Origin of the sequence: Spirosoma fluviale, from assembly GCF_900230225.1 — a bacterium.
In the GTDB taxonomy this organism is placed as follows: Bacteria; Bacteroidota; Bacteroidia; order Cytophagales; family Spirosomataceae; genus Spirosoma; species Spirosoma fluviale.
The window spans coordinates 1150793-1177128 of record NZ_OCNH01000002.1 but is presented as its reverse complement, the minus strand read 5'-3'; the positions used below and the strand labels follow the sequence as shown (position 1 = coordinate 1177128).

General features: G+C 52.4%; 15 protein-coding genes and 1 pseudogene. 7 read left to right on the top strand and 9 right to left on the bottom strand.

Translation table 11 applies throughout. The features are described 5' to 3' along the window. Positions 1-2: 2 nt before the first annotated feature. Positions 3-1445 (bottom strand): glycoside hydrolase family 125 protein, encoded by a 1443-nt coding sequence (locus tag CRO74_RS15375; RefSeq protein WP_097127121.1) that lies wholly within the window; start codon positions 1443-1445, stop codon positions 3-5. A 226-nt stretch (positions 1446-1671) separates the two neighbouring features. Here CRO74_RS15375 and CRO74_RS15370 point away from each other — a divergent pair, with 226 nt between their 5' ends. After that, complete coding sequence (locus tag CRO74_RS15370; protein ID WP_097126907.1) at positions 1672-5202, top strand: ThuA domain-containing protein; 3531 nt, start codon at positions 1672-1674, stop codon at positions 5200-5202. 508 nt (positions 5203-5710) lie between these two features. Then, a complete protein-coding gene (locus CRO74_RS15365) occupies positions 5711-9052 on the top strand; it encodes a patatin-like phospholipase family protein (RefSeq protein ID WP_218840219.1) in 3342 nt (1113 codons plus the stop codon). A gap of 207 nt (positions 9053-9259) precedes the next feature. Here the strand turns inward: CRO74_RS15365 and CRO74_RS15360 are convergent, their stop codons facing one another. The 4 genes from CRO74_RS15360 to CRO74_RS15345 form a co-directional block, all read right to left on the bottom strand. Further along, complete coding sequence (locus CRO74_RS15360) at positions 9260-10267, bottom strand: SDR family oxidoreductase (protein ID WP_097126905.1); 1008 nt, start codon at positions 10265-10267, stop codon at positions 9260-9262. Between the two features lie 96 nt (positions 10268-10363). After that, the gene (locus CRO74_RS15355) at positions 10364-12799 is read right to left on the bottom strand and encodes a glycoside hydrolase family 2 TIM barrel-domain containing protein (protein WP_179830205.1); all 2436 of its coding nucleotides are present in this window, start codon (positions 12797-12799) and stop codon (positions 10364-10366) included. Positions 12800-12903: 104 nt separating this feature from the next. Continuing rightward, entirely contained in the window at positions 12904-14337 is a 1434-nt protein-coding gene (locus CRO74_RS15350; RefSeq protein WP_097126903.1) for a RagB/SusD family nutrient uptake outer membrane protein, read from the bottom strand. A gap of 24 nt (positions 14338-14361) precedes the next feature. Next, positions 14362-17442, bottom strand: coding sequence for a SusC/RagA family TonB-linked outer membrane protein (locus CRO74_RS15345; RefSeq protein ID WP_097126902.1), 3081 nt, complete (start codon positions 17440-17442; stop codon positions 14362-14364). Between the two features lie 248 nt (positions 17443-17690). On the opposite strand from CRO74_RS15345, the gene CRO74_RS15340 reads away from it, so the two are divergent. After that, on the top strand, positions 17691-18575 hold the full coding sequence (locus tag CRO74_RS15340) for an AraC family transcriptional regulator (protein WP_097126901.1): 885 nt from the start codon (positions 17691-17693) through the stop codon (positions 18573-18575). A gap of 17 nt (positions 18576-18592) precedes the next feature. Here the strand turns inward: CRO74_RS15340 and CRO74_RS15335 are convergent, their stop codons facing one another. Continuing rightward, positions 18593-20134 carry a YifB family Mg chelatase-like AAA ATPase gene (locus tag CRO74_RS15335; protein WP_097126900.1) on the bottom strand — a complete coding sequence of 514 codons (1542 nt, stop codon included), beginning with the start codon at positions 20132-20134 and terminating at the stop codon, positions 18593-18595. A gap of 316 nt (positions 20135-20450) precedes the next feature. Beyond that, the gene (locus CRO74_RS15330) at positions 20451-20843 is read right to left on the bottom strand and encodes a hypothetical protein (RefSeq protein WP_097126899.1); all 393 of its coding nucleotides are present in this window, start codon (positions 20841-20843) and stop codon (positions 20451-20453) included. A gap of 688 nt (positions 20844-21531) precedes the next feature. Between CRO74_RS15330 and CRO74_RS15325 the strand changes: the two genes are divergently transcribed. The 4 genes from CRO74_RS15325 to CRO74_RS15310 all read left to right on the top strand — a co-directional run bounded on the left by CRO74_RS15325 (position 21532) and on the right by CRO74_RS15310 (position 24391). Further along, positions 21532-21978: a cold-shock protein gene (locus CRO74_RS15325; protein WP_097127120.1), complete on the top strand. Its 447-nt coding sequence runs from the start codon at positions 21532-21534 to the stop codon at positions 21976-21978. A gap of 121 nt (positions 21979-22099) precedes the next feature. After that, the gene (locus CRO74_RS15320) at positions 22100-22279 is read left to right on the top strand and encodes a hypothetical protein (protein WP_097126898.1); all 180 of its coding nucleotides are present in this window, start codon (positions 22100-22102) and stop codon (positions 22277-22279) included. Positions 22280-22412: 133 nt separating this feature from the next. Continuing rightward, positions 22413-23780, top strand: a complete 1368-nt coding sequence (locus tag CRO74_RS15315; RefSeq protein WP_097126897.1) for a HAMP domain-containing sensor histidine kinase — start codon at positions 22413-22415, stop codon at positions 23778-23780. 275 nt (positions 23781-24055) lie between these two features. Next, entirely contained in the window at positions 24056-24391 is a 336-nt protein-coding gene (locus tag CRO74_RS15310) for a LytR/AlgR family response regulator transcription factor (RefSeq protein WP_245877855.1), read from the top strand. Positions 24392-24479: 88 nt separating this feature from the next. On the opposite strand, the gene CRO74_RS15305 is transcribed toward CRO74_RS15310, so the two are convergent. Together CRO74_RS15305 and CRO74_RS15300 are read right to left on the bottom strand one after the other, a co-directional pair. After that, positions 24480-25484 carry a YpdA family putative bacillithiol disulfide reductase gene (locus tag CRO74_RS15305; protein ID WP_097126895.1) on the bottom strand — a complete coding sequence of 335 codons (1005 nt, stop codon included), beginning with the start codon at positions 25482-25484 and terminating at the stop codon, positions 24480-24482. 120 nt (positions 25485-25604) lie between these two features. Further along, positions 25605-26336, bottom strand: a pseudogene (locus tag CRO74_RS15300) (SdrD B-like domain-containing protein); the annotation flags it as partial.

Below are 26336 nucleotides of genomic sequence, written 5' to 3'. Positions count from 1 at the left end.
TCTTACAGAACTTTGCTCAACAATTGCGGGCGCTCGTTGGCGACTTTCAGGATCAGTTCGCCGAAGAGGGTGTTGGCCCAGGCGAACCACTTTCGGGTAAACTTGGCCGGGTCGTCCTGGTTGAATGATTCATGCATGAAGCCCGTTCCGGCATGGGTTTTCTTCAGCAGACGAAGCTGCGCCAAAATCTCCTGATCGTCGGTAGACGTAAGAGCGCGCATGGTCAGGCTCATGGTCCAGATGTTATTGACCAGCGTGTGCGGACTGCCGACGCCTTCGGCCGCTTTTCCTTTGAAGAAATAAGGATTGTCCGGACTGAGCACAAAGCGACGGGTATTTTTATAGATCGGATCGCTGGCAGGCATAGCACCCAGATACGGCAGAGCCAGTAGGTTCGGCACGTTAGCGTCGTCCTGAAGCAGGTGATTGCCGTACCCGTCCACTTCCATAGCATACATTTTCCCGTACTTAGGGTGCGTATAAATGGCGTATTGTTTCAGCGCCCGCTCCACCTCATCGGCCAGGGCGCGGCAATCAGCCGATAAGGCGGTCCCGGCAGCCGTTGCAGTCGGTTTGATCTGTTCGACCATCGTAGCCAGTTGCCGAAGCGATACTACCGCAAACCAGTTCGAGGGTACATAAAACGGAAAAACCGTTGCATCGTCGGATGGACGGAAGATGCTGTTGATCAATCCAATGGGGCGCGTTGGATTCCCGTAGCCATCGCCCGGCACGGTATCCGTCGACCAGGACGTTTCGCGGCTGAATTTATAAGGTCCGCGACCGGTTTTACGTTGCTGCTCCCGGCAGGTTTGCAAAACGAGTTGCATGGCCTGTAGCCAGTCGGCATCGAATGGGCTGGTATCGCCGGTTGTTTTCCAGTAGTGATACCCCAGCCGGATGGCGTAGCAAAGCGAATCGAGTTCCCACTTGCGTTCGTGCAGACCGGGTTTCATGGCCGTTACGTCTTTCTTCCATTCGCCCTCTTTATTGGCATCGGCGTAAAAGGCGTTGGCGTACGGATCGCGCCGAATGCACAGGGATTGCCGGCGAATAACGCCCGCAATTAACTGCTGTAAGGGCTTATCCTGCTTAATGAGTGGCAAATAAGGCCACACCTGCGCCGTACTATCGCGCAGCCACATGGCGTCGATGTCGCCGGTAATGACAAACGTATCAGGCTGACCATTGCCGGTACTCACCTGCACGGTGGTATCAAGGGTGTTGGGGAAGCAGTTCTCGAAAAGCCAGGCCAGTTCCGGGTCGCGAATGGTTTTGTGCATTCGCTGGATGGTCTGCTCAACGGCCGAGCTGGTGAAATTGCGTTGGGCTGCGGCTGTCCGCACAACGGGGAAGTCGGCGGCTGGCGCTGCCCATAGGGACTGACCCACCATCAGGCCAGCGCTTGCCCCGGCTGATTGCTTGATAAACGTACGACGATTCATGAAGTAAAGATAGTGAACACGGAGACGGTCTGCCGTTGCGGCACTAAAAACACAAAGAAAAATCAAAACGCCGTATTCTTCATCGTATGCCATTTTACCGTTCGCTAAACAGGTAGTTTACCGGCTCGTACGCCTTATAAAAAGCAACTATCTGCACCGGTGCAGATACCTCCGGCAAGACTACTCAAACCCCTTTTTACCAGCCTGACATCCAACCCTTTTCTCCATGATCTGGTTACCACGCTCAATCAATTCGTCCATTCGTTTTCTGGGTATTGCCGGGCTTAGCCTGGCGATTTATGCCTGCGTCAGCAATCAAAAAACGACGATACAAAACACACCATCGACGGTTTCGTCGGCAGCACCCGCACCATCAACAGCTCCTTCAGCTCCGGTCGGCCCCAAACGGGTACTTGTCTTTTCGAAGACCAAAGGCTGGAAACACACGTCCATTCCGTTCGGGATTGCCGCCCTTCAGAAACTGGGCCGTGAGAACGCGTTTCGGGTCGACACGACCAAAAATGCCGATTACTTCAATGACGACAGCCTCAAACACTATACCGCCGTTGTTTTCCTGAGTACGACCGGCAATGTGCTGAACCAGAAACAACAGGCGGCTTTTGAGCGGTACATCCAGGCCGGTGGCGGGTACATGGGCATCCATGCAGCGGCCGATACCGAGTATGACTGGCCGTGGTACAACAAACTCGCCGGTGGGTATTTTGCCAGCCACCCCAGCAATTCCAACGTGCGCAAAGCAACGGTGGATGTAACAGACAAAAATCACCCATCCACCGCCCACCTCCCCGACCGTTGGGAGCGTACCGACGAATGGTACAACTACCGGTCGCTCTACTCCGACCTGACGGTGGTGGCCAATCTGGACGAAAGCACCTACGATGGCGGCATTAACGGCAGCAATCACCCCATTGCCTGGTACCATGAGTTCGACGGAGGGCGCGCTTACTATACCGGTGGCGGTCATGAAGATGCCAGCTTCAGCGAACCGCTCTTTGTGCAGCACCTGCTGGGAGCCCTGAACTGGGTGATGGGCAGTGGCAAACCACTCGATTATAGCAAAGCCTATGCAACGGTTACCCCAGAAGAGAACCGGTTTGTGAAAACGGTGCTCGTCAATGACCTGAACGAGCCGATGGAACTGGCCGTTGCACCGGACGGGCGCGTATTTTTCACCGAACGGAGTGGCAACCTATCCGTCTACAATAGCCAGACCAACAAAAGTCAGCTGGTGCATCGCTTCGATGTCCCTACCAAAGCAGGGCATGGCGTGCAGGGTATTACCCTTGACCCTAACTTTTCGACCAACCATTTTCTGTACATTTATTATTCCCCTCAGTTTACGCAGGACCCGTCCTATAACCTGTCCCGCTTTGTGGTGAAGGATGACAATACGCTCGATCTGGCTTCCGAGAAAATCCTGCTGACGGTGCCGAGTATCGATCAGCCCGGATCGCACCACGGCGGTTCGCTGGCGTTCGACAAAGCCGGAAACCTGTACCTGTCCACCGGCGACCATACCAACCCCTTTCCCTCCAACGGCTACGCGCCCATCGACGCCCGCCCCGATCATCTGGCGGCCGATGCACGAGGTACAGCCGCCAATACCAACGACTTACGGGGTAAAATTCTGCGGATTCGCCCTCAGCCCGACGGTACCTACACCATTCCGGAAGGCAATCTATTCCCGAAGGGAACAGCCCAGACCAAGCCCGAAATTTACACCATGGGACTGCGGAATCCGTACCGCATTGCCCTCAACCCGAAATCGTCGGTTTTGTACTGGGGTGAAATTGGCCCCGATGCCGGAAAAGACAGCAGCACATTAGGCCCGCGCGGCTACGACGAATTTAATCAGGCTAAAAAAGCCGGTAACTTCGGCTGGCCACTGTTCATTGGCAATAGCCAGCCGTATGGCGATCTGGACTTTGCGACCAATGCCGTTGGCCCCCGCTTCGACCCAAAAGCGCCAGTCAATAACTCGCCCAAGAGTACCGGGCTGAAGAACCTGCCGCCAACGAACCCGGCTATGATCTGGTATCCGTACGCAGCTTCGAAAGAATTTCCGGAGCTGGGACAGGGGGGGCGCAGTGCCATGGCCGGTGAGTTTTACGCCTACGATCGCAACTCGCCGTCGAAAAACAAATTCCCGGACTACTACGATGGCGCCCTGTTCATCTTCGACTGGATGCGCAACTGGGTGTTGGCACTGCGTGTCGATAAAGATGACAACTACATCCGTACCGAGCCGTTCATGGCCGCTCAGGGCGATTTTCGGCGACCTATCGACCTGTCTTTCGGCAAGGATGGGGTCATGTATATGCTGGAGTACGGTTCCGTGTATGGAGCCGATAATGACGACGCCCGGCTGGTGAAAATCGAATACAATACCGGCAACCGCCCGCCCATTGCCCGCGCCAGTGTGGTCGATTCCGTGGCAGCAGCCCAGCATAGTGCCCGCTCCTACCTCACCTCCGACGGTCGGAATGCCCCCGTTCTTCGCGAAGCCATTGGTCTGGCTCCGTTGCGGGTGAAGTTCGCCGGGCGCGGCACCGACCTGGACGATGACGATCAGGTAACGTACGAATGGCTGTTTGACGGCAAAACGGTAGGCTCAACCAAACCCATGGCCACCTACACCTATACGCAACCCGGCGTGTACAACGCCATCCTGAAAGTGACCGATCTGGCAGGGCAGGTAGGAATGGATACCATTTCGGTAAAAGTTGGTAATGCCAAACCAGAGGTAGCCATTACCACGCCAGACAACAAATCGTTCTTTTGGGAGAACAAACCCTTCACCTATGCGGTGAAAGTGGCCGACCAGGAAGATAAAAAAATTGACCCCAAACGCATTAAGGTGCTTTACGAATACAGTGCCCAGCCCAACGGCGCTCTGCTGGCGGCTCCGCAGCAGGGACACCAGGAAGTAGCCCAACTGGGCGGTGGCTCGCTCGGAAAAACGCTGGTTGCCGGTAGTGACTGCAAAGCCTGCCATACGATTGATAAACCTTCCGTTGGCCCTACGTTTCTGGCCGTTGCCGACCGCTACAAAGGGCAGGCGGGCAGTGTGGAACGGCTGGCCCGGAAAATTATTGAAGGCGGGGGCGGCAACTGGAGCAAAGACCATTTGATGAGCGCCCACCCGCAGGTTCCGGTACAGGATGCGCAGGAAATGGTGAAGTACATCTTCTCGCTAACCGATGCCCGCAAACAAAAAGCCGTGCCGTTACAGGGAACCCTCGCCCTCAACGAACACAAGCCGGAAGACGCCCGCGGGCAGTACACTCTGCTGGCCAGCTATACCGACAAGGGGTCAAAAAGCGTGGACCCGCTCACCAGTTCGGAGGTGATCACGTTGCGGAATGCTACCGTTAAGACCCTGAATGCTGATGCGTACGTTGGTTTCCCCCGCTTTGGCAGTCGCCTGTCGGCAGGAAGCAACAAGGCGTATGTACTTCTGAAAAACATCGATATGACGACCATCAAATCGCTGACGTACGACTATTCATCGCTCAACAAAGACGGTGAAATTGAAGTCCGGCTCGATTCTTACGCGGGGCCGGTGGTAAGTCGCGTTCCTTACAAAGCTACCGGCGACTGGAAGGCAACGAATCAGGTAACGGGCCAGCTCGACAAACCCTTTACCGGTCGGCATGATGTGTACGTGGTTGTGGTAAAGTGGAGCAAACCTAACAATGACATTATTCAGCTGAACAGCATCCGGTTTAATCAGTAGCTCTGTCTGTTACCCTATTTCGGACCGAAATAAATTACCCATAATGCCACGAAGGGCACGGAGGTTTATAGGCTAAAAAATACGCCTATTGATCTTCGTGCCCTTCGTGGCGCTGTGGTGAAAAAGTAAAATCTATCACCGGCATTCTGGCCATACGGATTACCACCACGCGGGCGACCCTGTCCGTTGTACAACGACCGCCCAGCTCACAACTTGATCTACCTTTAAATAATATGGGCGATAAGGAGGTTCTCGTTTTTCATATCTTCATCGCCTGATAGTAGCAACCGGTCGTCAACGAATCAGCTTAGATTGACGGCCTTTTACACTAGAGTCAATTCCTGCTTTTCCGGCTTACGTTTATAGACCTGCGTTCATAAACACCATTAAACACATTTACCTGCGTTCTGGGTACTCATTGAGGGCTCGGAAACCTATTTAATCTTCCAGCAACCAACTTCGGCTCAACACATCCACCCCTAGTCTCCACTATAAAATGAGCGTAACCATGCCCGACCCCTTGAACCACTCCGATGAATCCAGTTCCCCTTCCTTTCACTTAAGTGATGTACTCCGGGAAGAGTATGCGTTCATTAACCCAGAAAGTACCGATTTCTCTGCAGGAAAGACGACGGCAGAAAATGCCGACCTGTTCAGGCTTATTGACCCAACGGAATTAATCGGAAAACTGGAGGCCGAACGCAGGTACCTGGAGGCTAAAGCCGGGAGAAATGATAATCTTCTTCCAACGTCAAATCCAGAGCCGTCTGAAAAGACGCACACCGAAACGCCCTACACCCGGCTAGCCGAGTGGCTTGCTGAAAAAATACTAACGGAAGACCTCATCCGGAATACCCTCATTGCGCAGGCAGAGCGTCCTAATTTGTTGACTGAAGAACCCTGGCTGCTGAACGCGGCCTTACGACCCTACACCCGTGGATTGCTTAAACGTTATTTGGAATGGAAAGATGGCCACAAGCCAAAGGCATCCCATTTTTCAACAGCTGAGTTGAACCAGCTTTTGCTGGAAGATGCCTTCGCGGAGCACATTGTACCTAAAGAAAAATCGTCTTTAGATGCTGTTTTCAATAAAATGCGCGATACCTACCAGAGTGCGTTATGCCTGTCGGGCGGGGGTATTCGGAGTGCTACATTTGCGCTGGGTGTGATGCAGGGGCTGGCTCAGCACAATCTGCTTGGACGCTTCTCCTACCTGTCTACCGTATCGGGCGGTGGGTATGTGGGCGGATGGCTTAGTGCCTGGCGCCATCATGAAGGGCTGGAAAAAGTAATCACCAGACTTAAAACGACCAGCAGTACACCCATTGCCAGCGAAGCCGATCCAATCCGGCATCTACGCCAGTTCAGCAACTACCTCAGCCCGCAACTGGGTCTGTTCTCCGCCGATACCTGGACACTCGTCGCTACCTATATGCGTAACCTGCTGCTAATCTGGCTGGTTATCTTGCCCTTTCTGGCAGCGCTGACGGCCGTTCCCTGGGTAGGCGTCACACTGGCCTCCGCCAAAGTAGCTGATTCAGGTACAACCGGGTTCTGGATTATGGGGGTGCTATTGGTTATGGCGGGTGTGTTATCCATCATGGCCGTCCGGTTTGTCCATGCCTATATCCCAACCCCTGACACGATAAAACCACCCGAAAACAAACTCTCCGACACGCCCCTGAAATCGGATCGGGATCAGATCGCGTTTATTAATAAGTGCCTGCTGCCGTTCTCAGTAGCTGTTCTTCTACTGATCCTGGTATGGATCTGGTTCAGTAAACTGGACCCCACCCGTTCGCACTGGGCATCCGACATTTATAAATCGCTGGGACTCGACCAGCGAACCGGACTGAACATCTTATCGGCGGGGGGCTACTGGATCATGGGGGGCACGATGCTGGCCCATGTTATAGGCTGGCTGCTGGCCAAGCCAACCCCAAAGAAGCTCTATCTGCAAGTCCTGATGTTTCTTGTAATAGCCCTGGTAGGGGCTATTGCAGGCTTTTTACTGCTGCTGACGGCCAAGTTTCTGCGTTCATCCTCTATGGAATTATACACCTGCCTGGCTTTTCCCTGTTTCATGCTGGCCATTTTGCTGGTTGGTTATCTCTTTGAGGGCGTTGTAAGCCGCCACCTCGACGATGCCCGACGTGAATGGACGGCCCGATACAGTGCCTGGCTATTGATTGCGGGGCTGGGCTGGCTCGTTCTATCGAGTGTCGTCCTGTTCGGCCCTGGCCTTGTTGACACCATAAAACTGCAAATCGCCAGTATTGGCCTGGGATCAGGTATTTTAACGGCCCTGCTCGGCGGAAGTGCGCAGAGTGCCGGGCGGGGCGAGGGGGCCGGATCGCGGCAGGGCAAAGGCAATGCATCAGGTATTATTGGCTTATTGTCCAGTTACAGTCTGCCCATTGCGGCCACACTGACTATTTTTATCCTGATCGTCATGCTTTCGCTGTTGAATCAAACCCTCACCAGACTACTGGCGGATCAATTTTACGGCTGGTTTGGTGATAATACATATGGCCGGGTCCTGACCGTTTTTGCCCCCTTATTCCTGCTTACCTTCTTCCTGTTGGCGGGCTGGCTACTGGCGTTGATGATCGATACAAACCGTTTTTCGCTTCATGCTATGTACAGAGCCCGGCTTATTCGGGCTTATTTGGGAGCCTCGCGCCCACAAGAGACCCGCTCGCCCGATCCGTTCACCGGCTTTGATGAAGGAGATAACATACCCATGGGCCAGTTGAAGGTGGATGCCTATCCGTCACCCGGCACGACGACACCCAGGAAACCGCTTTTTCACATTGTAAATCTGGCTCTCAATCTGGTAAATGGGCAGAATCTGGCCTGGCAGGAGCGAAAAGCAGAAGCGTTTTCCATTTCGCCCCTGCACGCCGGAGCCATGAATTTAGGGTATCGACGAACGCGCGACAACGCCGGTTCTGCCAATGTCTATTACCAGGATCAGGAAGCGAATGTACCAACGCAGAAGTATAGCTGTTATGGAGGTAAAAAAGGCATCAGTCTGGGCACGGCAATAACCATATCCGGGGCGGCTGCCAGCCCGAACATGGGCTATCATTCATCCACCCTGGTTGCTTTTCTGATGACCCTGTTCAACGTTCGGCTCGGCTGGTGGCTGGGTAATCCAGGCCCGGCGGGGGATAAGACGTTCGATAAGTCGACACCTACCCTGGCTGTCAAACCGATCTGGGACGAACTCCGGGCCAATACCGACGATACCAACGAATACGTATACCTGTCGGATGGTGGTCACTTCGAGAACTTAGGCCTGTATGAAATGGTGTTACGGCGTAACCGGTTCATTGTCGTGAGCGATGCCGGCTGCGATGAAAGCTGTACGCTGGAGGACCTGGGCAATGCCATCCGTAAAATCCGGATCGACCTGGGCATACCGATTGAATTTCAGGGCAAATTCCAGATTCAGGCCCGGTCAACGACTGTACTCAATACCGATGGAAAATACTGGGCGCTGGCCCGTATTGGCTATTCGGCCGTTGATAAACCCGCTGGTGCCCCTCCCAACGATGTAGACGGTCTGTTGCTTTATATTAAACCCGCTTTCTACGGTAATGAACCCCGCGACATATTCAATTATGGCTCCACCAAAAGCGCCTTCCCCCACGAATCGACCTCCGACCAATTCTTTTCAGAAAGTCAGTTCGAGAGCTACCGGGCGTTGGGCAGATATGCCTTTGAGACCATTTACTCCAGCTTTGAAAAGGAAACCGGTGTAAAATTGGATGATCTATTCACGAAAGATGGACTTGCCAGACATTGGGAACACATAAACGCCAAAAGTCAGCCCACCACTCCGTAGGGATGTCGTTAAAGACCAATACTAATTTTGACTTGCAACAAGGCGCACAGAGATTTATGGAGGTATTTTTTCCACTTAGTCTCTGTGCGCTTCGTAGCTCTGTGGTTAACTGGTTGATCACCTTTATAACGCGAATAACAGTTGCGTATGAGCTAAATTTTGATCTGGTCAACCCATTATTCACGTTACCTCAATCAGGAATGCACCTTACGGCTGTCCACTGCCTCCAGCGGCTCCATAAACCTGCCCCGTTGCGTAACTGGCATCGCTGGCGGCAAGCTGCACATAAATAGACGCCAGTTCGGCGGGTTGACCGGGACGACCCAGGGGCGTTTGCCCACCAAATGTCTTGAGCTTTTCCTGCGTGGCCCCACCACTGGGCTGCAAGGGTGTCCAGATCGGACCGGGAGCCACGCCGTTGACCCGAATACCCTTCGGACCAAGCTGCTTGGCCAGCGACTTCACAAAGCTCGTAGTAGCTGCCTTTGTCTGGGCGTAATCATACAATTCTGCCGAAGGATCGTAAGCCTGCTCAGACGTGGTGCCAATAATGGCCGACCCCGGTTGCAGGTGCGGCAGAGCGGCTTTAATGATCCAGAAAGGCGCGTAGATATTGGTCTTCATCGTCCAGTCGAATTGCTCGGTCGATATATCCAGAATGGATGCATGAGTTTGTTGCCGGGCGGCATTGCTCACCACGATGTCCAATCCACCCAGACCCCGAACGGCCTCGGCTACCAGCCGCTGGCAGAAGGCTTCGTCGCGAATATCGCCGGGGATGGCGATGGCCTTACGTCCTTCGGCTTTAATGAGCGCAATTACCTCACGGGCGTCCGGCTCCTCGGCGGGCAGATAATTGATGGCCACATCGGCCCCTTCGCGGGCGTAGGCAATGGCGGCAGCCCGACCCATTCCCGAATCCCCTCCGGTGATCAGGGCTTTCCGGCCCGCCAGCCGACCCGATCCTTTATAGCTGGTTTCGCCGTGATCGGGTTTAGGGTCCATTTTACTGGCCAGCCCCGGCCAGGGTTGGGGCTGCTCTTTAAACGGTGGTTTAGGGTATTTACTGGTTGGATTTTCCAGGGCCGGTGGCGCAGCGGCATTCGTAGGAGCAACGCCCGAAGCGGCTAATACCGGTGTAGCGACTACGGTGGCGATACCGGTACCTAATCCCTGAAGGGCCTGGCGTCTGTTAAGGTGACTTTCTTCGTTCATGGTTGTATGTTGTTTCTAGCATAACAGTTGAACCATGACTTTGTCACTAAATTAGTTGGCCGTGTTCAGCAACGGGGCTTACCTCCGGGGTAGCCCTCACTTCACTACCATCCTTATTTCGTGGGTTCCCAGGCTTGGTGCTGTAGCCTTGAGGCTAATCTGACCGGCCTTTCCTCCCGACCGGATAACAGCCAGACAGCGCCCCCGAAACGTTGATTTCTGCGTTCGTTGAAAGCTGCTCAAATCCGTGGGATTTCCGTTGCCTACGCCCGCCAACTCGCCTGCTCCAGTGAGCGCAAACGTTACAGGTGTGTCGAGCCAGGGAATAATCTGGCCCTGCTCATCCACGACGTCAACGGTCACATAAGCCAGGTCATTATGGTCAGCGTGCAGGGTTAGGCGGTCGGTGGTGAGTTGAAGATGGTGGGGTTTCCCGGCGGTACGAAAGGTTACCGATCCCGTTGGCTTGCCGTTGGCAAAGCTCGTTGCTTTCAGCACGCCCGGCTGGTACGGCAGAGTAAACGAAGCCGTAATGGTGGTATCTGCCAATTGCTGCTCCCCCACCAGTTTGCCGTTGAGTTCCAGCCGCACCAGCGGACTCCGAGAGAAAACCCGCACCTGAAGTGGTACTCCCTCCTGCCCCGGCCACGACCAGCTTTGCCGCTCATCGGGCCAGCCCCAGTTGGTAACGGTTTCTTTCATGCCATTGGGAATGGGGCTGTGAACGGCCATTTCGATGGGACTGTTGCGCCAGACCACATCGCGGTAATAGGACTGCGGCTTTTTCGTACCGATCAAATCCAGATCGCCACACCAGGCATTGAACCACGGCCAGGGCAACACCGCCTTCACGCTATCCTTATCGGCCTTCGGTTGCAGAAGCGCGTGGCCAATGGCCGTTTCGCCCATGTAATCCATGGCCGTCCAAACGAAATCGCCAAGTACGTACGGGTGTTTTTCCACCTGCTGCCAGTTTTCGAAGGCTTCTCGGGCAAACGACTCCGTGCCTACCATAATCCGGGTTGGGTGGCGCTGGTGATCGGATTCGTAGTGTTTCCACTCGTAATTGTAGCCACCCACATCGAGCAGGGCAAAGGCCTTATCGCCATCTTCCCAAACCTTGCCGGGATGCTCCCAAAACACGCACATCGCTTCCATAATGGGCCGACTGGGGTCCAGTCGGTGGGCTTCGTCGGCGAGTTGTTTGGTCAATACCAAACCCGACGAATCGGCCCGCTCGTTGATTTCATTGCCGATGCTCCACAGAAATACCGACGGGTGGTTGCGGTCGCGCTCGATCATGGCTTGTAAGTCAGTACGCCACCACTGATCGAAAAAGAGGTGGTAGTCCTGTGGTTTTTTGGGTCGTTGCCACATGTCGAATGCTTCTTCAACGACCAGCAGCCCCAGCCGGTCGCAGGCGTCCAGAAAGGCGGGCGATGGTGGATTATGACTGGTTCGAACGGCGTTAAATCCGTTGGCTTTCAGCAGCTCGACTTTTCGTTCTTCGGCCCGGTCGAAGGCGCGGGCACCCAATGGGCCGTTGTCGTGGTGGACACTTCCGCCTTTCAGGAGGAGCCGCTTGCCGTTCAGGACAAAGCCCCGACTGGCATCCAGTTCAATGGAGCGAATACCGAACGAGGTGGTTACACTATCCAGCCGTTTCGCACCAGCCACCAACACCGCTTTAGCCCGATACAGCGTTGGCGTTTCGGGCGACCACAGGCCCGGGCTGGCTACGGTCAGGGTTTGCGAGCGTTCGACTTTCCCGTTACCTGATACGGTAAATACCTGCTGATCTGCCCCGGCGGGTTGTCCGTTTGGTTTAATCAGGGTTGTGATCAATCGAATGGGTAACGTTGTCTTTTTAGTATTGTCAATAGCGGTTCTAACCACTATCTGAGCCAACCGAGCCGACACTTTCGGGGTCGTGACGGTCACACCCATCGGCGCAATATGTACGGCTTCGGTCAGAGTTAGCCACACGTGCCGGTAGATGCCCGAGCCCGTGTACCAGCGGGAATTTTGACCGCTATTTTTCACCCGAACGACCAGCGTATTCGTCTGCCCCGCGGGTAGTAACCAGGGCGTCAGCTCGTAGCTGAACGAGGTGTAACCAGTTGGCCGATAGCCGAGGTGATGGCCGTTGAGCCACACATCGGACTCCATGTAGACGCCGTCAAACTGAATGCGGGCCACTTTACCGGCTTCGGCTGCCTTAAGAACGAAGGCTTTACGATACCAGCCCGTTCCGCCAACGGTGTAGCCGGTGGAGGTGTTGCCAACACTCGCCCGCGAGAACGGCCCCATCACCTGATCCGGCGACTGATGGGGCAAATCTTCGATGCTCCAGTCGTGCGGCAGATGCAGTTTCCGCCAGCCTGATTCCTTAAAACCAGGTTGCTGACCGTTGGCGGTACTGTCTTTCAGGAAGTACCAATCGGCGTCAAAAAGTCGGGTTCGGGTCGGGCCGGACTGAGCCAGCGCCTGACTGGCGGTCAGTATAATTAAAGCCAGCAGCTTTATCTTCATTGCAATCAGCGTCACGTAAAAATGGCCTTGAAACAGGTATATCTGTTTCAAGGCCATTCCACACTAAAAATACTGAGTCGGCGCGAGCGTTGGGTATGTTCTACTCAATACCCCGGATTCTGCGTCAGTTGCGGGTTTATATCCCGCTCGGCCTGGGGGATAGGGAAACGCTCGCTGATACCCTCCCGGAAACTGGTTTTGCCGATCGACTTTGCGAACGCAGCCGCATCGCCCCAGCGAACTAGGTCGAACCAGCGGTGGCCCTCCATGCCCAGCTCCACCCGGCGCTCATCTTTAATGGCCTGCCGGAGTTGGGGTTGCGTGAGCGTAGCGGCTAAGGGCGGCATGTTCACGTCTTTACGCGCCCGTACCTGGTTGATGGGTGCCAGGGCTTCGGCCGTTTTCCCCGACTCGTTCAGGGCTTCGGCGTACATCAGCAGCAAATCGGCATAGCGCATGAGGATGAAGTTTTTCGGATCGTCGCTCTTGCCGATGTTCGTCCCTTTGCCAACCACATATTTGCGCGAGCCGTAACCCGTTGAGGACGTTGCCGGATTGAACGTAATCCCCTGAAAGACATCCCCTGCCTGAAAAATAGTGTAACCTTTGCGCGGATCGGTGGCAGCAAATGAGTTCACGAAATTCTGCGTTGGCTGTGCCCATCCGTAGCCGCCGTCCAGCGTAAAGCCCGATCCGCGGGGTGCGTCGTAGTTGTTGGTCTGGTTGCCAAGGCCGCCCAGAAACGACGCATACTGAATCTCGAAAATGGACTCTTTCCCGTTTTCGGTTGCCAGTTCGAAATTGTCGTAATAGCGGTCGAAGAGGCTGTACACCTTCGAGTCGACCACTTCTTTGGCTTTGGCAGCGGCTTCGGGCCACTGTTTCCGGTACAGGTAGACTTTGGCCAGAAACGACTTGGCCGCGCCCTGCGTAACCCGGCCCAGATCGGACGCGGGGTAGGTAAGCGGCAGACTTTTCTCGGCCGATTGCAGGTCGGTGATGATCTGCGCGTACACCTGTTCAACGGGCGTTCGCGCTACCAGAAATTCACTGGCATTGAACTGGGGCTTCGTAATCAGGGGCACATCGCCAAAAAGCAGCACCAGATAATGGTAGGAAATGGCCCGTAAAAACGAGGCTTCGGCCAATACACGGCCTTTCAGGGTAGCATCCATGGTAATGCCCGGAACCCGGTCCAACACTAGATTAGCCCGAAAGATGACCTGATAAAACGACGACCAGGAGCTTCGAATGGCCGGATTGTCGGACGTAACGGTAAAGTTATCGACGGCTACCCAGTTGGCATCGTCCCCGTAGGTGTTGGAATCGCCCGCCTGGTTGTTGCCGTAATAGGCAATCCCGAACTGACCGATGCCGTTGTACATCAGGGGCTTATAAGCCGCATTGACCGCTCGGATGGCATCGTCCGAGGTTCTATAGTAATTATCGGCCGTAACGGCGTTGAGGGGTTGTTTTTCGAGAAAATCGCTCTGGCATCCGGCTAACAGCAGGGCTACCGCAAACACTATCTTTTTCATAACCAATGCGTTTAGGAATGACCGTTAAAAATCAATGTTGATACCGCCCAGAATTGTCCGGGGTTGCGGGTATGTCATCAGATCAGTGAAGTTGTTATCAATGCCCGCGCCCACTTCCGGATCGAACCACGGATAAGGCGTGATCGTCAGCAGATTCTGGCAACTGGCATAGACCCGCAGGCGACCCAGTCCCAGCGTTCCTTTGGGCAGCGTATAGCCCAACTGCACATTGCGGATGCGCAGGTAGCTGGCGTCATAGACCCAGAAACTCGACGTGCGCCGGTTGTTGCTGGGATCGCCCCAGACCAGACGAGGTACTCGATCACTCGTACCGGGACCCGTCCAGCGACTCAGGTAGTCGGCCGTGGTATTGTCGAAGTTATCCATCAACCGCCGACCGCCGGTACCATCCAGATACAGGTCACGACCCTGAATGCCCTGAATGAAAACGCTCAGGTCAAACCCTTTGTAGCTGGCATTGCCGGTGAACCCGTACGACAGGCGGGGAATGGTATTACCAATGTAATCGCGGTCGAGGTCGTTGATAATGCCATCGCCGTTGGAATCTTTCCATTTGATGTCGCCGGGTTTGGCATTGAGCTGGGTAGCGTGCGCGTCGATTTCGGACTGGTTCTGAAATACGCCTTCCTGCACATAGCCAAAAATGGAACTGATGGGCTGCCCTTCGGCGGTTTTGAACACGCCCGAAATGATGGGCAAACCGGCCAAAGCCGTCACCCGGTTTTTGATCGTTCCCATATTGGCGCTGATATCGTACTTAAAATCACCACTGGCTTTCCGGTAGGTGATGGCCAGTTCGAAACCGGAGTTACGCACCGCCCCCACGTTCTGATAAGGTGCCGTCGTTACGCCCGTTGTTCCGGGAATGGGCACCTGAACCAGCATATCGCGGGTATCTTTGATAAAGTAATCGGCCGTTACCGACACCCGGTTGTTGAGCAGCGCCAGGTCGATACCCACATCCTGCATGGTGGTTGTTTCCCATTTGATATTCGGGTTGCCGAGGGCCGTTGGTGCTACGCCCGGACCCACCGTCTGGCCGCTACCGAGCACGTAGTTCTGGGCCAGGTTCAGCCCCGTGGTGAAGGAATACAGACCGATTTCCTGGTTGCCCAACTGCCCCCAGCTGGCCCGCAGTTTCAGGTCGTTGACGGCGCGGATGTTCTCCATGAATTTCTCCCCCGAAATACGCCATCCAGCCGCGAAGGAGGGGAAAATACCATACCGGTTGCCCGTTCCAAAGCGCGACGAACCATCGACCCGAAGGTTGGCTGAGAGCAGGTACTTTTCGTCGTAGTTGTAGTTGACCCGGCTCAGAAACGACCGAATCGACCATTCCGAAGCACTGCCCCGCGCCCGGTCGTTCAGCGCACCGGCGTCCAGCACCCGGATGTCGTTATTGGGGAAGCTTTCCCGGTGGGCCGCAAAATTGTCGTAGCGGTTGGCCTGCTGCGTAATACCCACCAGGGCGGATATGCTGTGTTTTCCAAAGACTTTATCGTAGGAAAGCAGGTTTTCGTTCAGCCAGGTGGTGCTGATCACGTTCGAGCGGTCGAGGGTGTTGACCACGTTTGTCCGACCACCGAAGGCATAGGTGGGCGCGAAGTTGATCCCGTTGTCGAGAATAAAGTCAGCACCAATGGTTGCCCGCAGTTTGAGTTCGGGCGTAAACTGGTATTCGCCGTAGATATTGCCCAATAGCCGGTAACGCGTCATGTCGTTCTGGAACAGGTAGGCACTTCCCAGAGAAGACAGATAGCCTATTTGCTCCCCCGGACGACTGCCGTAGCCGTAGTTGCCATCGGGCATGTATTTGGGAATCGTGGGCGAAAAGCGAATGGCGTTCACGAACGTTTCATTCCATTGCCCACTGGTTTGCTTACCCCGCGTGAGCGACAGACTATTGCCGAACTTCAATTTCCTGAGCACCTGATGGTCGGACGTCACATTGAGCGAGTACCGGTCGTACCCAACGCCAATGCCGATACCCACCTGATTGAAATACCCGAGCGAAACGGCGTACTGCGATTTCTCGGAACCCCCCGATACCGACAGGTGGTAGTTCTGAATGGGAGCGGTCTGGAATATTTCACCAATCTTGTCATTACCCACCCCCAGCGAATCCGGATTGCTCCAGTAAGGCGCTAACCCGGCGTTGGCTCTGGCCTCATTTTGCAGGGTCGCAAATTCGCGGGCGTTGGCCATTCGGGGCAATCGCCAGGCTTTCTGGGTACCGTAGTACATGGTAAAACTCACCCGACCCACACCCGTTTTGCCCCGTTTAGTGGTAATCAGCACCACCCCATTGGCGGCCCGCGCCCCATAAATGGCCGACGAAGCCGCATCTTTCAGAACGGTCATCGACTCAATATCATCGGGGTTGATGTTGGCAATACCGCCGTCGGTAATCACGCCGTCAATAACATAAAGCGCGTTGCTGTTCCCGGTCGTTCCTACGCCCCGCACCCGAATAATGGCGTTGTCGCCCGGTTTACCGGTGTTTTGCGTGACCTGAACCCCAGCCGCCCGGCCCTGAAGCGCCTGCCCGACGTTGGTATTAATGGTATTGTCGAAATCGCTTGCGGAGATCGCGGAAACGGCCCCCGTCAGGTCCGCTTTTTTCTGAGTACCGTACCCCACCACCACAACTTCGGCCAGAGCTTTATTGTCCGATGCCAGCGTAACGTTGATCGTGGATTGATTGCCAACCGTAATTTCCTGAGAAACGTACCCGATAAAGGAGAATACCAGCACCGCTCCGGCCTCGTCGGGTAGTGTTAACCGAAAATTCCCGGTAGCATCGGTGGTTGTCCCGCGGTTTGTTCCTTTCAGTTGAATACTGACTCCCGGCAACACCTCGCCGTTATCGCCCGTTACTTTTCCGCTAAGGGGGCGGTCTGCCCATACAGTAGCCAGACGGCCCGGCCGCGTTTTAAGAACGTCGGCATGACGCGCCACCGATACGCCGGGTATTATCAGTAAACCTATCGCTGTTAGAGCAGGTATTGCCCCTGCCCGACAGGCCCGACAAACCCTGTTGGGTAACAAAGCCAGATCGGCCGTTCGTAATCGTCTGTTTTTCATACGCTAAGAATGAGTTTAAAAGAAAAGAACTGGTCATAAACGCGCTTGCAAAAACACTATTAGTCTTTATCTATAGATTAAGTTTTTGAAGAATACAAAGGAAAATTATTTATAAAACAATAATGCGTTGATCTTATCTGATTACTAAGCTATTTTAACATCAGTAGGAGTAATCATATATTTTTGTAGACTATTCAACTATACTTAATTTTCTACAATTCAATGTACATAGCTGGTCAACTCACGTCATGAAAGCACATCTTTTGCAGGTAGCAACGGCCCCTAACCGATCATTCAGCGTTCGGCAGGAGTCCATCCCCAACATTAACAACCGCTGGCACTGCCACAAAGAGGTTGAACTGGTTCATTTTCACCGGGGCAGCGGCACCCAGTTTGTGGGCGACAGCATCCGCCGGTTCAAAGCCGGGGATGTGGTACTGGTAGGTGCCAACCTACCGCATTACTGGCATTACGACCGGGACGAAAATGCGTGTAACGCGGACAAATCGGAGCGGCTTCCGTACGCCACAGTCGTTCATTTTACGGAAAACTTCTGGGGCGATTCGTTTCTTTGCTTACCCGAAAACAAATCGCTCAAAGCCGCGCTTGACAAGGCGAAGCGTGGGTTGATACTCACCGAGTCGATCGGGCAGCGGGTGGCCAAACAAATGGAGATACTCTGCCAGGTAGAAGGTACCTTCAGACTTATGGCCCTGATGGAGTGTTTGCTGATCGCGAATGAGTCCGACGAACGCAGTTACCTCTCCTCCCTGGGCTTTCGGTACGAGTCGTCAGAAGTGGAAAACGAACGGATCAACCGTATTTATGCTTACACCCTAAGTCATTTCCACGACAAAATCAGGTTACAGGACGTAGCGTCGATTGCAGGTCTGGTACCCAATTCCTTTTGCCGGTACTTTAAATCCCGGACGGGAAAGTCATACTCGCAGTTTTTGCTGGAAATCCGGATTGGTAACGCCTGTAAGCTTCTGATCAGCGAACTAATGAGCATCAAGCAGATTTGCTACGAAAGCGGCTTCAACAACTTTACCTGTTTCTACAAGAAGTTCAAGCTCATAACGGGCAAAAGCCCGCTGATGTACCAGCGTGCTCATTCTGTCAGCAGTCTATAACACTACTCCATTACCCCCTACCCTGCCCAGTTCTCCCGGTCCAGGCTCCGGTACTGAATGGCTTCGGCGAGGTGTTCGATGCGGATATCATCAGTGGCGGCTAGGTCGGCGATGGTGCGCGACACTTTCAGGATACGGTCGTAGGCGCGGGCCGATAAGCCCAGTCGTTCCATGGCCGTTTTGAGCAACGCCCGACCGGCGTCACTAATCACGCAGATTTCTTTCACCAGCTGCGACGGCATCATGGCGTTGGAGTAGACGCCCGGATGATCGGTAAATCGGGCCGTTTGTCGTTCTCTTGCCCGGATCACCCGTTCGCGAATAACCTCGCTGGGTTCGGCAGGCCGGTTGGCCGTCATCTGATCAAACGACACCGGGGTTACTTCTACGTGGAGATCAATTCGGTCGAGGAGAGGGCCGCTGATCTTGGCTAAGTATCGCTGCACAACGCCCGGCCCGCAAACGCACTCTTTTTCGGGGTGGTTATAGTACCCGCAGGGGCAGGGATTCATGCTGGCAATGAGCATAAAGCTGGCAGGAAACTCAACAGCCCATTTGGCCCGCGAGATGCTTACTTTACGATCTTCGAGCGGCTGACGCATCACTTCCAGCGCCGACCGTTTAAACTCCGGTAACTCATCCAAAAAAAGCACCCCGTTGTGGGCAAGTGATATTTCGCCGGGCTGCGGAAAGCTCCCGCCACCTACCAAAGCCGCATCGGAAATGGTATGGTGCGGTGACCGGTATGGACGGGTCGCAATCAGGGTTGCCCGGGTTCCCAGCTTCCCCGCTACCGAATGAATCTTTGTTGTTTCCAGTGCTTCCTGCAACGTCAACGGTGGCAGGATGGTGGGCAAACGCTTGGCCAGCATGGTTTTACCAGCGCCCGGCGGCCCAATCATAATTACGTTATGTCCGCCCGCTGCGGCAATTTCCATAGCCCGCTTAATATTCTCCTGCCCCTGCACGTGCGAAAAATCAGCATCGTAGGCATTGAGTTGCGTCATGAATAAATCGCGGGTATCGGTTTCGAGCGGGGTGATGTCTTTTTTTCCTTCGAAAAACTCAATGGCTTCCTGAATCGTCGTTACGCCAATCACATCCAGCTGATTCACAATGGACGCTTCCTGCGCGTTTTCAACGGGAAGCACAAACCCTTTATAACCCCGTTTTCGGGCTTCAATTGCAATGGGTAATACGCCTTTTATGGGTCGAAGCGTACCGTCGAGGGCCAGTTCGCCCATGATGACATACTCTTCCAGATTGCGGGTGGTCGTTATTTGCTCAGAAGCCTGCAAGACGCAGAGTCCAATGGGCAAATCGTAAGCCGACCCCTCTTTGCGTATATCGGCCGGAGCAAGGTTGACCACTACCTTCTGACGGGGCATTCGATAGCCAAAGAACTTGAGGGAAGCTTCAACCCGCTGTTCACTTTCTTTAACCGCACTGTCGGGCAAGCCCACTAAATGGAAATGCAAACCCTGCGCAACAACAACTTCAATGGTAATAAGACTGGCATTGACGCCATAGACGGCTGCACCAAACGTTTTGGCTAACATAAATCGACTTAAGTAAACGATTAACAGGGATGGGTTTCAAAACTACAGTGCAATAGTTCAATAAAAAAACACAGGCTGTAGTTTTTATGATTGACACGTTTAGGGTAGTGAAAAACAGGCATCAGGCCTTACCTACGCGGTCAAAGATCAAAACTGAACTCCTGGGCGATGACTGATAAAACACCGTACCAATCCCTTCTGGATTAACTTAACCAGCTTACCAATAGGCCTATCTACATTTTTGGACTTTACGATTTTATTCCCCCTTACATCATGGGGGCCATCCTTTTATAGTTATGAGCAAGCTAATAAACTGTTATGAAGCGGGCAAAGCTACCAGATAGAGGTGTTCTTTTACTTCTTTATTCAATTGTTGTAACACAGTAGTGTGTCCAACAATCGTCTTGTAATCCACCCTGGATGAATCATCTCCAATAGTATTTATTTGATCAACATGCTGAAATAACTTTCCCAGTTCACTCTTCATCATACTCATTAGATCTCTCAACTCATTGATTGAACACTGCCCAACCCGTAGGTTACCATCTGAGGTAAGAATTTGTTCACTAGTACTCTTATTAATACAAATGGTTAATATCTTATAGTAGGTATGAAAGTCAGACATGGCACTTAGCCACTCAGCCAATACGATTTCAATTTCCGCAGTACTTACATTATGAGAATAGTTATAGGGTGATGGGTTATTCATTTGAGAGTTTTGTCTAATAATTTATCCCTAAATAAGTAAAAAAGTTAAACGAAACTTAACCCACCAAGGATTTAATTTTAAAAGTACCCAAATTTGCACATTTATATACAATAAGTTTAATTTGAAGATAGACAGAGGTTTAATTTTAATCAAATTTTAATTGGTAGCAGTCAAATCAAACCTGTTAACCTGAATACAGCATAATTAAAGTACTTTTTAGCAGGTAAAGCATATCAATTTATCATAAACTCACCTGCAAAGCTCTACACATGAGATGTACGCAATCAGACAGCGTTTGCTTTAATAGCAGGAGGTTGTTTGTACCATTAAAGTAGCCAAGTCAGCCACATTGATAATTTTACCAGGTTAACCTATATTGCCCGGAATTTCTAAAAGATTAAAATAAAATTAGGTATAGTAACATAATGCCCAATTGCCTTGCAGTTGGGCATTATTCTTTCTGTAAGCCTCATTTACAGGGTGATAACTATCGTTTTCGGTCTCTCTTTGTGAGATGGATTACGAATCAATCTGATCATCATCAACTTATTTTAGTGATTTGGGGTTCATTAGATGATGGGGCGGCTAAATCCGCATGGACAGTCACGTTTTCACTCTTTCTGGACAAGCCCTCTACCAATACCGTGCCTTTCCGGGCATATTAACCTCATACGAATTAAACCAAGGGATGGAGACATTTAGTAAAAAAGAAAAAGAGAAGGCAAGACAGAAAAAGAGAAAAGACAAAGAAGAAAAGAGAGAAGATAGAAAAGCCAACGCCACCAAAGGACTTGGCCTGGATGATATGCTCGCCTATGTGGATGAGAACGGAAATATATCATCTACCCCACCCGACCCCCGCAAGAAGAAGCGCATTGATCAGGAAGATATCCAGATTGGTGTAGCGAAACAGCAGGCAGGCGAGCCACAGGACCTTGTTCGTCAGGGTGTAGTTACGTTCTTCAACGACTCCAAAGGCTACGGTTTCATTAGAGATTTACAAAGTCAGGAAAGTATTTTTGTCCATATCAATGGAGTAAAAGAACCCATTGGCGAACAGGATAAAGTGACGTTTACAACTGAAATGACCCCAAAAGGGCCCAATGCAGTTGATGTAAAAAAGCTGGTTGCCTAACTGTACAAAATAATATGTGGTCTTACACGCCACAACATGACACTATTCGGAAGAAAATGGGGTTATGTGTTTTATACATCGAGCCATGCGGGCGCATGTACTCATTATTATCCCCTAAGTTATGAGCCAACAAACGTACACCTCCATCCCCCCTACCTCTGATAGCGTCTACTGGATGCTCAAATCTTCGGATGGGAAAACCAGCATTTTTGTGCCTCGGGATAAAGAGCTTGATCGGCGATTAAAAGTTAAGTTTCAAGCTGAGGTTGCCGCCAGAACATCGCCTAAGCGTAAACGGTAGGGGTCGGAGTTCGTGACTTATTTGTTTGTAATAACATGGCCCGGCCCTACAGCCGGGCTTTTTGCATATACAGAAACAATCCGGCCCGCCGACGATGCCCATTGACCAGCCCAGAGCTAACAAATGACCAACCATGACCATACGCAACCGCATTTCGGGCCAGTTTACGTTAATTGTTGCCTCCATTCTGATCGGATTTTCGTTGCTTATCTACTTAGTATCAGCTACGTACCGGCGAGAGGAGTTCTATGATCGGCTCAAAAGCAAAGCGCGTACCACGGTGCGGTTTCTGGTCGAAGTAAAAGAAGTAGACAACGATTTGCTACGAATTATAGACCGGAATACCTTAACGGCCTTAATCGATGAAAAAGTACTTATCCTCAATGAGAAGAATGAGTTGGTGTACAGCAGTGTAGACGATCACCCCGTCCGCTACCAATCTGGTTTACTCGATGCCATTCGCAAAACCCATGAAGTAGAAACAACAAATGGAGAGAATGAACTGGTCGGTATTTTGTACGAAGCCAACGGCCAACGACTGGTTGTGCTGGCATCGGCCTACGATCAGTTTGGACAAAGTAAACTGGCTAATCTACGGCTAACTCTTTTCTGGGGTCTTCTGGGCGGCATTGCACTAACCGTAGGCCTGGGGTTTTTCTTTGCCGGGCAGTCACTTCAGCCTATCGGCCACATTAATCGGCAGGTGCAAACCATTACAGCGCGCAACCTTCGTCAACGGCTCGATGAAGGAAATCGGCAGGATGAAATTGATCAACTCGCCATCAACTTCAACGCGGTGCTGCAACGACTCGAACAGGCCTTTGAGCAGCAGCGTAGTTTTGTATCGCACGCATCGCACGAATTACGCACCCCCCTGGCAGCCCTTAAATCCGAAATTCAGCTCGGTCTCCGGCGGCCCCTCTCTGCAGAACGGCACACCGAAATTCTTCAGAACCTGCTCACCGATACCGACAGGCTCATTGCGCTATCCAACAGTCTACTCGTACTAGCGCGTACACTGGAAAACCTGGAGGCCGTTACAATGAGTATTGTACGGCTCGACGATGTGCTGTTTACGGCGCAGGATGAACTGCTTACCACACACCCCGACTACGCCGTACACGTTCAATACGAACAAATTCCGGATTCGGATACCGACACATCCGTAATAGGTAACGAAGCACTATTGGTAAGAGTTGTTTTTAACCTGCTCGACAATGCCTGCAAATACGCTCAGGATCACCGCGCACAGGTGCGAATTGGGACGCACAACAACCGTGTGTGGCTGAGTGTAACCGATACAGGTATTGGCCTTAGCGCCGAAGAGAAACTACATATTTTTGAGCCCTTTTACCGGGCGCCGGGCGCTTCTAACTTCACGGGTTTTGGCGTTGGCCTGGCCGTTTGTGCCCGCATAATCGACTTACATGAGGGTCAAATTCAAGTGGAAAGCGTAGTAAACGAGGGCAGTACCTTTAAGATAAGTTTAAGAAAGGGATAAAAAACGGAATATCCGTTCGGCCTGCATCTTTAAAGAGCCTGGCTTAAGGTAAGCTTGTTCATTCACTTACTTTTTAGCGCTATTCAGCTACCATGCACGGTTGTTGACAACAAAAATCACATTTCAGCTGCCTGACTGATTAGATTTGGTCTATCACAGAAAAGACATTACTCTTTTTGCATGATAGACTTAATCCAATCCAACTTTAAAAGTAGCGAATCATGATACCCTATCCTCCCCATGCAAGAACGCCAATCCCTATAGACGGCATCAAAATGTACGTCCGTGAAGCCGGTCAGCTAATTTTTCCGGTGTCGGATTTAATCTATTTACAAGCTACTGGCAATTATAGCTGGCTCTACTGGAAAGATGGGCAACGCATGTTAATGCCGCGTACGTTAAAATATTACGTACCCCAGTTACCGGCTAAATTGTTCGTTCGGCTACACCGGAACTGTATCGTCAACTTGAATTACATCGAGCGAATGGAGCGGGACGACCCAGACAAAGGCGGCCTTGTTTACTTACGTTCGGGTGTTGTTTTGCCGGTATCGCGTCGGCGCTGGTTTGCGGCTAAACGGCTTTTCCAGCAAAATAAGCTTGCAAATTAGTTAATGGGTGGAGTAAGTGAAATGGGTGGAGTAGGTGGAATGAGTTGTTAGCCTCACTTCCCCTACTCCACCCATTTCACTTACTCCACTAAATGCGCTGAATAAGCTCAGCGACTTTATGTACTTCACGACCCACGATGTGGTCGATGATGGCCTGAGCGTGTTCGCGACCATTTTCAATAAAGACTTTCTCGGTAAAAATCCCCGCCATGACGGTTCCGCAAACGTATAAGCCGGGAATCGTAGTCTCAAACGTTTCTTTGTTATAAACCGGTACCTGCGTGGTGGTATCCAGTTCAATACCACACCGGCGCAACAGATCAGCATCGGGGATATAGCCCGTCAGGACAAAGACAAAATCAGCCGGTAATTGTGTTTCTTCGCCGGTTTTCAGGTTATTGATCGTTACCGATTTGGCATCGATCTGCGTTACGCAGGAGTTAAACGCGGTCTTTATGCGTCCTTCCTTCACCCGATTTTTCACATCGGGAACGAGCCAGTACTTCACCGTACTCCTGAAATCGTCGCCCCGATGAACAACGGTGATATTTACATCATGGCGGTACAGTTCCAAAGCCGCTTCGACCGTCGAATTAGAACCTCCGATGATAACGACATTGGTAAACGAATACTTGAAGGGCTCGTCGTAATAGTGCGAGACATGGGGTAGGTTCTCACCCGGTATGTTGAGCCAGCGGGGCCGGGTAAAGTACCCAGTTGCCATAATCACCTTGTGGGCGTGGTAGGCAGCACCGGCTTTTGTGGTCACCGTAAAGAGTTCACCTTCTTTTTGCACCTGCCAGACTTCCTGAAACAACTCAAAATTCAGGTGATAGTAGGCGGCTGCTTTTCGGTAATACTGGAGCGCTTCGTCACGACCGGCTTTTACATCCGATATGGCAAACGGCAAACCACCTATCTCAATATTCTCGGCCGTCGAGAAAAACCGCATTCGGCGCGGATACTGACGGATTGACTCCGTCAAACTACCCATTTCCAGAATCAAATGGCTGAGTCCCGCTTTAGCCGCTTCGATACCAGCCGCTAATCCACAAGGACCTCCTCCAACAATAATGACATCGTATATCTGCATAGCGTAATAAGTCTGCCCGATTGTCCACTAGACTAGTCTATGAGCTATTGCTTAACAAGTAAAAAGTCCTCAAAGGTTGCGCTTTGAGGACTTTTTACTTGTTATTTTTTAGATGTTGATTTACCTGGTTCGTCTTATAACGAAAGGTACACACACGGCGGGCGGACAGTTAAAAGGCGTTATGTTTACGGTTGAGCGACTAGTACACCCATTGGATCCAGTGGCCGTTACGGTATAGAGACCGTTGGTAGTAACGTTCTGACTGAAGCCAGTGGCTAAAAACCCATCAGGACCGGTCCAGGTTAGCGTAGCTCCCACTGATTGGGCACTGATCGTAGCAGCGCAGGTAACACATGATTTAGCTACCATCGAGGTTTGCAGAATGGGCGCGATTGTATCAGCCATCACGCTGGTAGTGATGGTGGCCATCGTAGAAGGACAAGCCGGGTCGCTCACTGTTAAGGTGTAGCTGCCCGCTACCGATACAGTCGGGTTCGCCACCACGCTGCTGAAGCTGGCCCCGCCTGGACTGGCTGGCCCTTTCCAGCTGTACACCGCCGAGCTGGCCGGGCTGCCATCGCCGTACTGGGCCTGCCCCGTCAGGGTCAGGCTCTTCACTGAACACGTCAACGTGCCACCCGTAGCTACCGCCTTCAGAGACGGCAAAACACTCACCACCTGCTCGGCCGACTGCCGACACTCGGCGCTGGCGGGGGTGGGGTAAATCAAGGCATAAATGTATTGCTTGAGAGGACTCCCACTGGCGTTAACTGTGTTGAGCCGGGGCTGAGCCAGCACCGCCCGGTTGCCCATCGGACTGACCGTGCCCAGCACCACGCCCCCACTCCCGTA